10 protein-coding genes are annotated in these 14021 nt (G+C 65.4%); 4 read left to right on the top strand and 6 right to left on the bottom strand.

What is annotated here, in order from left to right; all coding sequences use genetic code 11:
* Nucleotides 1–57 precede the first annotated feature (57 nt).
* From LJ760_RS17535 to LJ760_RS15980, 3 genes are all read left to right on the top strand, one after another.
* Complete coding sequence (locus LJ760_RS17535; protein ID WP_227924307.1) at nt 58–3126, top strand: LamG-like jellyroll fold domain-containing protein; 3069 nt, start codon at nt 58–60, stop codon at nt 3124–3126.
* Nucleotides 3127–3174: 48 nt separating this feature from the next.
* Nucleotides 3175–3906 carry a hypothetical protein gene (locus LJ760_RS15985; protein WP_227924306.1) on the top strand — a complete coding sequence of 244 codons (732 nt, stop codon included), beginning with the start codon at nt 3175–3177 and terminating at the stop codon, nt 3904–3906.
* A gap of 68 nt (nt 3907–3974) precedes the next feature.
* Nucleotides 3975–5441 (top strand): polysaccharide biosynthesis tyrosine autokinase, encoded by a 1467-nt coding sequence (locus tag LJ760_RS15980; RefSeq protein ID WP_231709592.1) that lies wholly within the window; start codon nt 3975–3977, stop codon nt 5439–5441.
* A 102-nt stretch (nt 5442–5543) separates the two neighbouring features.
* On the opposite strand, the gene LJ760_RS15975 is transcribed toward LJ760_RS15980, so the two are convergent.
* The 4 genes from LJ760_RS15975 to LJ760_RS15960 are packed head-to-tail and all read right to left on the bottom strand — an operon-like array spanning nt 5544 to nt 10304.
* On the bottom strand, nt 5544–6779 hold the full coding sequence (locus LJ760_RS15975; protein WP_227924304.1) for a hypothetical protein: 1236 nt from the start codon (nt 6777–6779) through the stop codon (nt 5544–5546).
* Nucleotides 6779–7579 carry a CDP-alcohol phosphatidyltransferase family protein gene (locus LJ760_RS15970; RefSeq protein ID WP_227924303.1) on the bottom strand — a complete coding sequence of 267 codons (801 nt, stop codon included), beginning with the start codon at nt 7577–7579 and terminating at the stop codon, nt 6779–6781. The genes LJ760_RS15975 and LJ760_RS15970 overlap by 1 nt, the downstream gene beginning before the upstream one ends.
* Entirely contained in the window at nt 7576–9012 is a 1437-nt protein-coding gene (locus tag LJ760_RS15965; protein ID WP_227924302.1) for an O-antigen polymerase, read from the bottom strand. The genes LJ760_RS15970 and LJ760_RS15965 overlap by 4 nt, the downstream gene beginning before the upstream one ends.
* Complete coding sequence (locus LJ760_RS15960) at nt 9009–10304, bottom strand: glycosyltransferase (protein ID WP_227924301.1); 1296 nt, start codon at nt 10302–10304, stop codon at nt 9009–9011. Before LJ760_RS15960 ends, LJ760_RS15965 begins: the two co-directional genes overlap by 4 nt.
* A gap of 547 nt (nt 10305–10851) precedes the next feature.
* Between LJ760_RS15960 and LJ760_RS15955 the strand changes: the two genes are divergently transcribed.
* Nucleotides 10852–11667: an SGNH/GDSL hydrolase family protein gene (locus LJ760_RS15955; protein WP_227924300.1), complete on the top strand. Its 816-nt coding sequence runs from the start codon at nt 10852–10854 to the stop codon at nt 11665–11667.
* A 20-nt stretch (nt 11668–11687) separates the two neighbouring features.
* Here the strand turns inward: LJ760_RS15955 and LJ760_RS15950 are convergent, their stop codons facing one another.
* Together LJ760_RS15950 and LJ760_RS15945 are read right to left on the bottom strand one after the other, a co-directional pair.
* Nucleotides 11688–12314, bottom strand: coding sequence for an acetyltransferase (locus LJ760_RS15950; protein WP_227924299.1), 627 nt, complete (start codon nt 12312–12314; stop codon nt 11688–11690).
* A gap of 150 nt (nt 12315–12464) precedes the next feature.
* Nucleotides 12465–13997 carry a sugar transferase gene (locus LJ760_RS15945; protein ID WP_231709612.1) on the bottom strand — a complete coding sequence of 511 codons (1533 nt, stop codon included), beginning with the start codon at nt 13995–13997 and terminating at the stop codon, nt 12465–12467.
* Nucleotides 13998–14021 lie beyond the last annotated feature (24 nt).

Raw genomic sequence — 14021 nt, 5'->3', positions numbered from 1 at the left:
CTACGATGCTCACAGTCTCGGGCAAATCGTCCCGACCCCATGTAAACGAGGCGTGGCGTGCGTAAATCACTAGCAGCTTTATTGGCGGTTGCGGCCCTGGCAGCAACCACGTTGGCAGGGACTGCAACGCCGGCGTCGGCCATCAGTTCCGGCGTCGCTTTTTCTGCCACCGACCTGCCCACCTGGCAGACCAACGGCATCGTCTGGGCACTGGCACAGTCCAACGGCATCGTCTACGCCGGCGGCACCTTCACCGCCATCCGCCCGCCCGGCACCACCGCCGGCGGCACCGGAACACGCAGCGCCGTGAACTTCGCCGCCTTCGACGCCTACACAGGCAACCCGACCAACTGCAACCTCTCGGTCACCGGCGGCAGCGGCACCGTCCGCGCCATGGATGTTTCCCCGGACGGGCGTACCCTCTACATCGGCGGCAGCTTCAGCTCCGTCAACGGCGTCAATGCCTCAAGCATCGCGGCGATCAACCTGCCCGGCTGCACCGTCAAAACCAGCTTCAATCCCGGCGGCGTTTCCGCTACTGTCCGCGCCATCGACGCCACCAGCGACACCGTGTATTTCGGCGGGGACTTCCGCACCGTCCGCAACACCCCCCGCAATCGCCTCGCCGCCGTCACACCGACCGGAGCGCTGCTTCCCTGGGCCCCGTCAGCGGACCTGCCCGTCCGGGCCCTGCACGTCCCGCCCGCCAAGAACGTGGTCATCACCGGCGGAGACTTCACGACCATGAACGGCACCGATTCCAAGGCCCTGGCCGTCGTCGACCCGGTCTCGGGCAGCAGCATCAGGACGTACCCGAACTTCTTCATTCCGAGAACATCAGTGGTGAAAAGCATCACCTCGGATGCCACCAGCTTCTACATCGGCAACGAAGGAACCGGCGGTGGTGTCTTCGACGGACGGGCCCGCCTCGATCTGGGCACGTATGACCAGGTTTGGAGGGACACCTGCCTCGGCGCCACGCAGGCCGTGTCCGTCTACCAGCGCAGCCTCTACTCCGCCCACCATGCGCACGACTGCGGCAGCATGGGTTCGTTCACCGATGGAAGCCGGATCCACCTCAGCGCCCAGGACGTGGACAACCCCTCCCCCATGATGCAGTGGAACCCCCTCACCAATGACGGGCAGGGTGAAGGCATCGGCCCGCGGACCCTTGCACAAACCACCACCGGATCAAACGACGTGCTGTGGGTCGGTGGTGAATTCACCACCACCAACGGCAAGGCACAGCAAAGCCTGACCCGGTTCGGTCCCGGTCCCGGCGCCGCCGGCCCCGGCACACCCCGTTTCGTCAGTGCCGAGTCCCGCGCCGCCGGGCAGAACACCATCCGCTGGCAGACCGCAACGGACCCCGATGACTCGGAGCTTACCTACAGCATTTACCGCAACGGATCCTCCACGCCGTTGAGCACCGTGCCGGCGTCCTCGCTCTGGTGGAACCTGCCGCAGGCCTCATTCACGGACACCACCGCGGCACCCGGGGTCAGCTACTCCTACCGGGTGCGCGCCAACGACCCCAACGGACACGTGGGAGCACTCTCGGCCCAGGTACAGATCACCACGGCCACCGCCGCGCAGGCATACCCCTCCAGGGTCCGCGCCGACGGCGCCGAAACCTACTGGCGGCTCGGCGACTCCTTTGCCGCCGCGCCGGACTCCGCAGGCGACCGGATGGGACTGCCCTACGGATCTCCCGTCATGGGCTCAGCCACCGGAGCGCTTTCCGGCGACACCAACAGGGCCACCAGCTTCGACGGTGCTGACGATTACGTCTACGGCCCGCAGCGGGTCGCCCCGCCCAAGGTGTTCAGTGCCGAGGCCTGGTTCCGTACCGACACCACCACGGGCGGTAAGATATTCGGCTTCGGCAGCGGCCAGCCGCGCCGAAACAATACTTCCCCCGGCCTAAGCAACAGCTACGACCGCCACGTCTACATGAACAACGCCGGCAACCTCATCTTCGGGGTCTGGAACGGCAGTGCCCAGACGCTTATCTCTCCCGCGACCTACAACGACGACGCCTGGCACCATGTAGTGGCCACCCAAGGACCCAACGGCATGGTGCTCTATGTCGACGGCGAGCAGGTGGGTGCGAACGACGTGACCACCAACGAATCAGTCGCCGGTTCCTGGCGGGTCGGCGGAGACCAACTGGGCTCGACCTGGCCCCAGATGCCCCGCAGCCGGTATTTCCAGGGCAGCGTTGATGAATTCGCCGTCTACCCCTCGGCCCTGAGCGAGGCCATGGTGCAGGCTCACTACGCAGCCGCGGGCGGAGGCGCTCCGGCCCCGGACAGCACGCCGCCGTCGGCGGTGGCTGGTGCAACTGCCACCCTCTCCGGAACCGCCGTGAACCTGGGCTGGACCGCTGCCACCGACAATGTGGCAGTCACCGGGTACCAGGTCCACCGGTCAGCTGTGGAGGGTTTCACTCCGTCCGCAGGAACCCTGCTGGCCACGGTGCCCGGGACGGCGCTCTCCTACGAGGACAGGGAACTGGCACCAGGAACCTACCATTACCGGATCGTGGCCGTGGACGCGGCGGAGAACAGCGGACCGGCCTCGGCACCGGCCTCCGCAACAGTTCCCGACGCCGAAGTCCCTGCGGAGCCGGTCACGCTGACGTTGACGCCGTCGGCGGACACCTATGTCAATCAGTCAGCGCCGAACTCGACGTTCGGTTCCCCCGTCACCATGGCCTCCCGCGGCAGCCTTGGCTACACCTCGTATGTGCGGTTCCTGCCCGGCGCCGAGGTGCCGGACGGGATGCGCCTGCAATCGGCCACCCTCCGGCTCTACACCACCACCGAGTCCATCGCGGGATCACTGGACCAGCACACGATCCACCCCGTTACCGGCAGCTGGTCGGAGGCGGCAACCAGTTGGAACACCCGGCCGGCATTGGCGTCGACCCTGCTGGGCAGCATTGCGCCTCTCGCTGTCAACAGTCCCTACACCGTCAACCTTGATCCGGAGGCCATCTCCGCGATGCTGGCCGGATCCGTGGACCTGGGCATCACCAGCACCGGTACGGACAATGCGTGGTTCTACACCAGGGAAGCATCATCCACCCGCCGTCCGGTCCTGACCCTCGTCTTCGCCCCCTGACATCCGGCCGGCGGGCACAGGTTCCGCCTTGAAGAGAAAGCACATCGAATGAAAACAGGTCTCGGTAAACCCGTGGCGGCACGTCTGCTCGCCGCCGGGCTGTTGGTTCCGTTGCTGGGGACGGCCACAGCCTGCAGTTCCTCCGATCCCGGGCAGGGAACCCCGAAGGCTACGGCCAGCTCCATCCCCTCCGCGCCATCTTCCCCGTCCGGCGGCGGCAGCGCTGCGGGCGAATCCCCGTCCGGCGCCCCGTCCGCGGCCCCTGGCGGGGAGGAACAGCCCACAGGCGAGCAGTCCCCGCAGCCGGCACCGGAGCCCACCTTCAACGACGCCGAGAAAGTCTTCCTTGAGGGCAAGGTGCCCGAGGGCGTTGATCCTAACGCCGTGCTGCAGGTCGGCCAGGAACGATGCGACGTTCTGTTGAGCGCAAAGGCGTCCGATCCCGAGGCCGTGGTCAGCGAGCTGATTACGAATCCCTCGGCCGAGATGACCGACGCGATCAATGCTCTGTGCGCGGACCTGCTGCCGGAGCTCGAGGCATCCGCACTCGGATTCCCGGACGGAGTCTTCAACGTGGGCGAGCCCGCACCGCACGCAGAAGAACCCTCCATTGCTCCGGGCACCTACCGTGCCTACACAGGCATCGATGAATGCAGCATCTCGATATATACCGGGTCCGGCGCGCTGATCGGAAACTACGACGGCTCCGCACCGGTCACCATCGGGACAGATGCCGCGCGGGTGGATTCCAGCCAGTGCCACTCATGGTTCCGCTCATGAGGCGCCGGATCCACCATGCACCGCAACCAACCAGCCATCTTATCCAAGGGAAGGGGTAACCAATGGATATGCGCGAACAGATTCTCGTCCTGCGACGAAATTGGATGCTTATCGTTTCATTCGCTCTCATTGGCCTGATCACGGCCGCCGTGGTGTCTGTCATCATGCCGAAGGCCTACACCGCCAACAGCAGTATCTTTGTCTCGACCCAAAACGTGGAGTCATCGGCCGAACTGCAGCAGGGCAGTGTCTTCGCACTGGCGCGCGTGCAGTCCTATGTGGATTTGGTTCGGAAGCCGCAGGTCCTGGACCCGGTGATTGAAAAGCTCAACCTTGACACCACCGCACCGGAGCTGGCAAAGAACGTCAAAGCCTCAACCTCCCGCAACACCGTGCTCATTGAGATCGAAGCCGTCGATTCCTCTCCTGAGCGCGCCGCGGAGATTGCCAATGGCGTCGTCTCAAGCCTGATTGTGTCCGTGGCAGACCTGGAGCGTCCCACCAACGGGCTGCCCTCGCCGGTCCGGCTGTCCTCAGTGGACACCGCGCAGGCACCTGTCAGCCCGTCCAGCCCCAAGACTTCCCTGAATCTGCTGCTCGGCCTGCTTTACGGCCTGGCCGCCGGGTTGGTGGTAGCCATCCTGCGGAACGTCCTGGACCGGCATGTCCGAACGGAAGCCGATCTGCGCAGGTCCACCTCACTGGCGCTGCTGGGCGGTATCACTGAATCGGCGACCCCCGGGGTCTCCTCCGCACCGTTCGTGCTCGGCGGCTCGGGCAGCGATGCGTTCCGCCAGCTGCGGACCAACTTGGAGTTCGCCGCCGTCGGGCATGAGATGCAGTCCGTAGTCGTCACATCGTCCCAGGCCGGAGAAGGCAAGAGCACAGTGGCGTTGAACCTGGCGCTGAGCATCGCGCAGAGCGGCCGCAGCGTCCTGCTGGTCGACGCCGACCTGCGCCTCCCTTCGGTGGCCGCTGCCACCGGCCTGGAGCAAACCGTGGGACTGACCACGGTGTTGATCGGGCGTACCAACCTCTCCGATGCGGCGCAGCACTGGGGCAACGGCGGCTTGTCCGTCCTGACCTCGGGTCCGTTGCCGCCAAACCCCACGGAGCTGCTGGGTTCGTCCACCATGCAGAAGCTGATCGGGGAGATGGAGGAGGCATACGACGTCGTGATCTTTGATGCCCCGCCGGTGTTGCCGGTGGCCGACGCCACTATTCTGACCCGGTACACGGACAGCCTGCTGCTGGTGGTCGGTGCCACAAAGGTCAGCCAGCACAATCTGTCCAAGGCAGTTGAACAGCTGAACCTGGTGAAAGCCAACGTCATCGGGGTCGTCCTGAACCGCATACCGCGGAAGGGCCCGGATGCGAACTCGGCGTACCTCGCCGGTTACGGAGCGGTTCCTGCGTCACCGTTGGACGGAGAGCAGAGCGGCCAGCCGTCGTCGCCGATCGCCGAAGCTGAGGCTGCTATCGTGCACGGCGGTGAGGGCCGCAGCGCCCGCCGGAAGCACCCTGTAAAGAGCTGACTCCCGTCCCCCGCGGTCCCGACGGACCGCACTGTGTAATGCGGCAGGCAGAGGCCCGGCACCTGGTCACCCTGATCAGGTGCCGGGCTTTTTGCCGGGTGTCTACCTGCTGGAGACCTGCTGCGCCGTCGCTGCCTCAGCTCTGCTGCGGCGCCTGACGGCCAGGCTGAGCAAGCCGCAGACCGAGGCCAGAGCGACGGCGCCCGCAAAGCCCCACGCTGTGGCCGCCACTGATTCCGTCAGGGCGAAACAGAGCGGCAGTACGAGGGTTAAGCCGGCAAGGACTGCACGCATAAGCGTGGAAAGCCGGTTGGCCTCGGAGGCCCGGAAATAGGCCAGCATGATCGTGTAAGGGACCATGGCCAAATAGTGAACTGCATACGGCCAGCGCAGCTCCGTGGCGTTGGACCAGGTATCACCCAATACAAATTCCCCGGCAGCATCAGGCAGAAGCAGTACGGCAGCACCCCAGGCCACAGCGAGTACGCACACCACCGCGGAGGCTTCCAGCATCCGCCGCCGGAACGCTGCCGTCCCCCGCGAGCGCACCAGCTCTGGAATGATCGCCGTCTTCACTGCACCGAAAACGGTGTTCAGCGGAGAAAACAGCAGCTGCGCCGCACGCAGGGCCCCAACACCGGCGGCACCCAATGGAAAGACCAACAGATACAGCACCGCGAAGCTTGAGGCGTTTAGGGCAGCGAACTCTGCCAGGTAACGGAATGCGCAGTCCCGGTTCAGCCACAGCCAGCGTGCTCCGGCGATCACGGCCGGAACACTGCGGGCAAGTATCAGGCCAACGACCAACGCTGCGACCGCACCCGCGATCCACCATAAGAGCACCGGAACCAGGGACCAGCCAGCGTTCGCCGCCAACAGCATGGCAGGAATGGACAGGCCCGCCCAGAGTCCGTCTATGGCCAGCGCCCGTGCGGGCAGTCCCTGACAGATGAAGAGGTACCGCAAGCTGTCCTGCAGCAGGATAAACGGTGCTGCCAGCGCCATGACCATCCACAGGAGTGCGTCCTGCCCTTCTGCCAGGCCAGCACCTCCCAGCAGGAACAGTGCCGCGGGTACGGCCACGAGTACCGAGCCGCCGAGGCTGGCGGCGATAACCTGTGCGTTGAGGGCACCGGTGCGCGAGTAGCGCACCAGCAAAGTTTCGCCCACGAATGCGCGCTGCGCTCCGAGGAACAGCAGCAACCCGGCGTACGCGAGCGAAAACTGGCCGAACTCGCCGGTGCCCGCCACGTTCGCCGCTACGGCGACGGCTACAAAATTGGACACACTCGAGACGCCCTGGTCGGCGAAGGTGGCGAAGCGTCGCAGTGCTCCCATTAGCGCAGCCGGAGGAGCTTGGACCGCCAATGCCGCACAAACGCCGCACCGAGCACAACATGCGCGGCTGCCAGGATGAGGTAGACGGTGAGGAAGACCGAAGGCTCGGGCACCGCCAGGAAAGCCAGGCACGTAATGCCATAATCCGCCGGGAGCATCACCACCGAACGGATAAACAGGCGCCGGTCAGCATCCGGCTTCGCGTCGGCGGCTGGTCCGGAACCCCCATCCGATCCGGCGCCAGGACCGGGATCCGTCCGGGCGTTCCTCGCCAGCTGGTCGAAAAGTATTCCCCCGAAGAAAATCACTGAGCTGGCCAGCAGGAAAACACCGCAGCCGAGAGCCAGCAGCACGACGTCGTAGTCCGTTGTCCGCGCCAGAAAGCAGAAAGCGGCAATATGCATTACCGTTATCCGGCCGTTGTCCAGCAGGTGGTCCAGCCACTCACCATAGGCCGAGCTGCTGCCCTGTAACCGGGCCAGCTGCCCATCCGCGGAATCAAGTACATACCCGGCCGCGAGCAGCAGGCCTGCCAATGCGGCCGCCGGCTCGGGCTGCGCCCACAGCGCCAGCCAGACCAATGACCCGTAGGTGAGGACCGCTCCGGCCCAGGTCACGTGGTTGGGGGCAACCCGGGTGCTCCGAAGGGCCGCTGCGACCGCGCGGCCGGCCGGCCGGTTCACGTAGAGCAGATACAACGGAACGCCCTTGCGGGTTTTCTGTGCCTGTCTCAGCTGGTCAAAGGACGCACGGAACCCCGGGCGGTCCGGTGCCTGGGGCAGTGGCAGGGGCCCGCTCATGGTGTGCTCCTTTCGCGGCCGTTGGCCACCGTGGTCAGGATGAGGATGGAAATCGCCAGGATCATCAGCCGGCCCATGGACTGAAGCAGCGATCCGCGCATCAGGATGAAGAGGTAGCCCGCAAAGATCGAGATCCCCAGATACCCGACGGACCCCATGCCCAGTACGTCCGCTCGGTACGCTGTGTCCAGGCGGCGGGCCAAGACGCCGAGGCCGACGAAGGCCAGCACCACGCCGAGCAGTCCGAAGTTGATCCAGGCCTCCGCCCAGAGCGGCGCCGACAGGTTGAGATTCGAGTTGTTCATCCAGATGCCCACCTCAACACCGGTGTCGTACGGCTTATCCGGCCAGCCCACCCGCGGCACCCAGAAAAGCAGCGGCCCAAGCGCCTGCATACCCCAGGACAGTCCGTGGTCAGCGGTATAGCCGAGGGTGTTGGCCAGCATGGTGAACTGGTCATAATCCTTCGTGGCAATCATCGTCCACACCGAATCGACCTGCAGCGGCGCCTGCGTACCGGCGGCCCGGCGGGTGATGTCCGACAGCGGGAAAACGAAGATCGAGGCAAGTGTTCCGCCCAGGATGGCAAGGTTGAACAGCGCCTTGCGTCCCCGGATCAGCGGGAGGACCAGGCCGAACAACACAGCCAGGACCCAGTAGCGTGAGTTGGAAATCGGGTTGTTTACGACCACGTTCATCAGCACCAGCGCCACCATGAGGATGACGTCAAGGATCGCCAGCGCATGCTCCCGGGTACGCACCACATGAATGTAGAAGATAAGCGCGCAGAGGTTGGCCACCGACCCTGCGCCCGAGATGATCGCCCGCAAGGCCTGGCCGCTGTCCGGGTTGATCGCATCAAGTGCCGCACCGGCCTCCTGCCGGCTGAGGAAAAAGACGGCCACACCGCCCACCTGGACGATATAAAACAATCCCGCTGCCAGCGCAGCAATGGAAAATATGCGCAGGACCCTGATGCCGCGCAGCCTGTGCACACGCATCCGGGTCATATCTGCCGGCGGCCGGCGCAGCCGTGAGTGGTAGGCGATGTCGAAACAGACGCACCCCAGAAGGGTGAGCAAGCTGGCCCCCGTCAGCATCTGGTCATCCACTTGGATCGCGAGGGCTGTGGACCGCCCGGTGGTCAACTGCGCGAGCGGTGCCACCCCCATACAGGTGTAGACGAAGATCCAGAACACACCGGAGACGGGGCGGATCGCCCGCTGGCTAAGCACGAGGGCAAGTTTCACGGCGGCGTAAAGCACGACGGCGTAGCGGATCAGGAAATCCGTGTCGGTGTAAAAAACGTTGCTGGCGCCGCGGACCAGCAGAGGGAGCACCACGCCAAAGGCGAGGAACGCCACCATGGCGGCGGCGGACCGAGCGCTCGAGCGCTTCTCTATCTCGGTACCGGCGGGCAAGAGAGTTGTCACGGCTGCCTTCCATCCGACGCGGCTACGCCGCGATAGGTTGTGAGCAGGTCTTCGGCCAGTGCGCGGGTGGACCAGTTATCCCGGTAAACCCTCCGGGCGTTGCCACCTATCCGCACGCGGGCAGCGGGGTTTCGTGCCAGCTCAAGCATCGCGTCCCGAACGGTGGAAACATCCGGCTCCACCACCACGGCGGCGTCCTGCCGGGCCATTAGGGGAGCCAGTCCGCACTGCACAGTGAGGATCAGGGGTGTGCCCAGCGCAGCCGCTTCAAGCACCGTCATGGGGTATGGCTCGGATAGGGCAGGCAGGACGTAGGCCGTGCACGCCGCCATCCGCGCCTGGACGCCGGCCGCCGGCAGCTCTCCGACGAACTCGAAACGGTCCGCGTGCCGGGATGCAGCAATCAAGGCGCGCACCTTCGCTGCTTCGCCCTGATCAGGTCCGACGACGACGAACCGGGCGTCCAGTCCCGCGTCCAGGGCCTGTATGGCAGCCTGCACGAAAACCCCGGGCTGTTTGCGCGGTGCAAGCCGGGCCGCGAACAGGAACACGGCCGTGTCCGGGTCCGACCATCTTTGCCGAGGCTCCGCCGTCGCATTCACGACACGGTGGAAACGGGCAGGATCCACTCCCAGCTCAGTCAACCCCCGTTCCTCGTCCTCGGTGAGGGTCAGCCAGAGAGTCGGGATCCGCAGGATGCGGCGGGTGATCAGCAGGTCGAACGCCCGCAGCAGGGGGCGCCGGGAAGGCTGGAGCATCCCGTGCGCCTGGGCCACAACCGGTACCTTGGCCCGGACCAGCAGGAACACCGAAGCGCAGGTCACGAAGTCCCGGCAGAGGTGCACGTGCGCGACATCGGCCCCTGCTGCGGCCCTGCGTACGTAGCGCGGCAGTGCCAGACTGACCGGGGCCCGCAGCCCGGTTCCCGGGGCGGGCCGACGCATCCGGAAGAGGCGGGGTACCACCGCCGGCCGGCCCTGGTCCGCCGGGATGGACGGAGCCTGCGGCGCAGCGGCGCCGTCGTGCGTAGCCGGCGGAACGCCTAACCAGCCACCAACCAGGTCGACTTTTACTCCCAGTCCGGCCAGGGCATCACTTTGCATCTGGGCCACTACCCATACGCCGCCGGCTGCCGCACCCGCGAGCCCGCCGATCTGCAGGACGGCCGGGACCGGACCCGAACGGTCCCGGCGCCGGCGCTCTTGAATAGCCGGGCTCGCGGCAGGTCCGTCGGCGGTCTTGGGCACGGAGGTAAGCAGTCCACCGGCGGCACCCTGACCCCTCGCCTTCACTTGCGGCTCCCCTGGTCTGCGGGAGATGCGGACCCCGCGTTTCGCTGCTGCCCGGCCCGGCAGTCTCCGTCCACCTCGGGAATTCCGCGAATAAGGGTAAAACCGAATGACAGGAATGCATTCAGCACCGCCCGGTGGCCAGATTTCAGCCCCTGCCCGGCAAAACGGCAATAAACAGGTGAATCAAGGGCTGCACGCCGCATAAAACTCTCCGGAGCATATCCCCCGGCTACCCGCCCGCTGCAAATCCCGACGTCTTGATACCGGCCTCGCTTTTCCCGCTGAACTCCGTTATTAACGGAGAAGCCACCGGAAGATACACGGTATGGCGCGGCAGTCGCAGCGGTTCGACCCATTCGCGCGGCGCCCTGAAGGAATGCTTGACCGGACGTCCCGTGCGCTCCGTGGAACATTACTGAGGCATTTCTTGCATAGCTTGTATCGCTCAAAAGATAAACAGGTATTTTACTCACGTACTCCCCCTGGATTAAGTATTTATGGACCGAGTTAGTATCAATTTCCGGGACTATTCGATTACGATTCAGGAATGCCTACTCGACATGGACGCCACATATCCAAGCGCCGTTCCCGGAGGAGACGGCAGGGCCGGAAGTTCGTCTGGTTCCTGGTCCTTGCCGTGACTGCCGGACTGGTTTCGGCGTACGCACTTTCCCAGGCCCCGGGGACCACCAGCCGGACTCTTTCCCCGCGTCCGTCCTCGACATCCACGCCCGGAAGCCCCGGCACTGGCGAGGTTTTCGCAGATTCCGTGGTGAAAATCGATGTCCTGGGCGATTCCTACACGGCGGGTTCCGTGGAAGGCGGCCGCGGCGCGGCAAACTGGACCCGGCTGGTCGGCACCCGGTTCACGGACCGCGGCGATACCGTCGAACTGAACGTCATGGCGCAGCCAGGGTCCGGCTACATAGCCCGCGGCAACGAGGGTCTGGCCTTCCGGGAGATCGCCACTCTCCGGCTGAGGGAGGATACGGATGTCGTCCTGGTTTTCGGCAGCAGGAATGACGGCCTCCAGACGGACGATGCCATGTACGTGGCTGCCAAGTCGCTGTACTCGGATGTCCGGGACCGTGCGCCGGGGGCCCGCATCGTCGCCGTCGGACCCGTCTGGCCCCAGGACACCGCTCCGGATTTCATCCAGGCCAACAACGAGGCCATGGCTCGGGCCGCCAGCGAGGAAGACGTCCGTTACGTTGATGCCCTGGCGGCCGGCTGGTTTGCCGGCGACAACACCGGATTGCTCAGTGAAGACGGTGTCCATCCCACGGACGTTGGCCATGACTACCTGGCGGGGAAGATCTTTCCGCTGCTGGAGGACGCACTGCGCGAAGTCCGCGCCGCGTAGCGGGTAGCCGGCTGCGGTCCTCACGACGATTTCCGATCCATGTTGCTGCTCTCCGCCGCTGGGAGGAACCGTTCCCCCAGCTCGGTCGGCCCGACGGCGCTGCCAAAGACCTGTCCCGGCGCGACCGTCCCCTTGACCACGGTCATTGGCTGGATGACTGCGGACTTACCGATTCGGGCTCCTCCCAGCACCATGCAGCGTGACGTGACCCAGGCGCCGTCGTCAATCCGGATGGGGCTGGTCACCAGCCCCATGTCGGTACGGACCCGGTGGCTGCCCGTGGTCAGGAAACTTTCCTGCGATATGACGACGTCGGCTCCGATCCAGATGTTGTCCTGGTTGTGGAACCACACGCCTTCACCGATCCAGGACCGCGGGCCGATGTGGAGTTTCCACGGTGACTTGACGCGGGTGCGCGGACGGAAGATCACGCCGTCGGCAATCTCTGCCCCGAAGGCCCGCAGCACAGCGACCCGCAGACGGGAACTGATCTGCCACGGGTTGGTGACAAAGACCAGTTCACACGCGGACCACAGGGCCACCGCATACAGTGGCTTTCCCCAGGATTCCTTGGATCCGGGCGCCTTGGACAAATCGATGACGGCGCCGTCGTCCTCCCCCTCCGGGCGGGGTTTATGCCGCAGCATCGTGCGGCCTCCGGCGCATCCCCCGGGATTGCCGAGGCCGGTCCCCCCGGGAGGAGACGACCAGCCGTGATCCGCCGGGTCCGGTAACGAAACATTCCATGGTTTCCGCTTTCTGCTTAGGGAGACCAGCCGAAGCCGGCGGGGAACGCTCTAGTAGGCGCCCACTGGCCGGCGGAGCATCTGCACCGTCCGCCAGAGAATGATGAGGTCGCCGGCAAGCGACCAGTTTTCGACGTAGTACAGATCCAGCCGGACGCCGTCTTTCCAGTTCAGTTCCGACCGCCCGTTGATCTGCCACATACCGGTGAGGCCGGGCTTGATGTAGAGGCGGCGGTGCACCCGGTTGCCGTACCGGGCCACTTCGCGGGGCAGCGGGGGCCGCGGGCCGACCAGGGACATGTGTCCCATGAATACGTTCCAGAACTGGGGCAGCTCATCGAGGGAGTACTTGCGCATCCATCGACCCACCTCGGTGACCCTCGGGTCGTGCTGCATTTTAAAGAGCACGCCGTCTCCGTCATTACGGTCCAGCAGTCCGGCAAGATCGTCTTCGGCGGTTTCCACCATTGACCGGAATTTGTACATGAGGAACTTCCGGCCGCCCCGCCCTACGCGTTCCTGGCGGAAGATGACGGGACCGGGACTGTCCTTCTTGATCAGCACGGCCAGGATGAGGAAGATCGGCAACAGCACCAGCAGGGCCAGCCCGGAGAGGGTTATGTCCAGGGTCCGTTTCATGGCATGCCGGGCACCGGCGTACTGCGGGAGCTCGACGTGCATCAGGGGCAGTCCCTCCACCGGGCGGGCGTGAATCCGCGGGCCGGCCACATTGGTCAGTCCTGTGGTGAGGATCAGTTCCGTGGCTGATTCCTCCAGCTGCCAGCCAAGCTCCTGTACATACCTGCTGCCGCCCTTGGTGGGACCCGCGACAATGACGGCGTCGGCACCCACGCGCCGCACGGCGTCGACCACCGAGTGCTCATCCGACACCACGGGAACGCGCGTGCCGTCCACTTCCAGCCAGGTCCGCGGCTTTCCAGTCAGCGCCACCCCCACCACCTGGTAGGCGGCCCGTGACTTCTTCCCGATCTGGTGGGTCACGTAGCGTACGTCCCGCGGCCTGCCCAGAACCAGCACTTTCGAGAGGTAGCGACCGCGTTGCCGCTGGCCGGCCAGCCATTGCCGCAGGAACCACCGGCTACAGACCAACCCGGCAGTGCCGGCGAAGAGCACGAAGCCGAAATAGCCCCGCGCAAGGTCGAACTGGAAAGCTACCGAGGCAAGGGCGAGCCCGCCCAGAAGGGCCACGGTGGCATTCACCAGCCGCTTGTATTCGTCGGTGCCCATTCCGGTTATTCGTTTATCCCGGGTCCGGTAGACAGACAGGGCCAGCAGCCAGGCGCAGCCCGTGACCGCCGCTACCACCAGGTAGCTGGTCTCGAACACGCCGACCGGCAGTACGGCGGGCTCCAGCCCGAACCGCACGAGATAGCCGCCAAAGACAGCAGCGAACACAATCAGTGCGTCACAGACCGAAAGGATTCGGGCGTAACGGCGGTTCCAAAGTACTGCTGCGCTCCTGGTACGCCCGGTCCTGCTGAACGGCTTGGCCGTGGTGAAACTGGGAAAGACGAAAGGCTGCGCCGGCAGCACGGTTCCAGCTGCATCGCGGACCTGCGCCATGACGGTGCCGTCGGAAAGCGCCCC

Origin of the sequence: Arthrobacter sp. zg-Y895 (genome assembly GCF_020731025.1) — a bacterium.
In the GTDB taxonomy this organism is placed as follows: domain Bacteria; phylum Actinomycetota; class Actinomycetes; order Actinomycetales; family Micrococcaceae; genus Arthrobacter_B.
The sequence above is the reverse complement of the archived record's forward strand: the minus strand, read 5'-3'. Positions and strand labels throughout refer to the sequence as shown.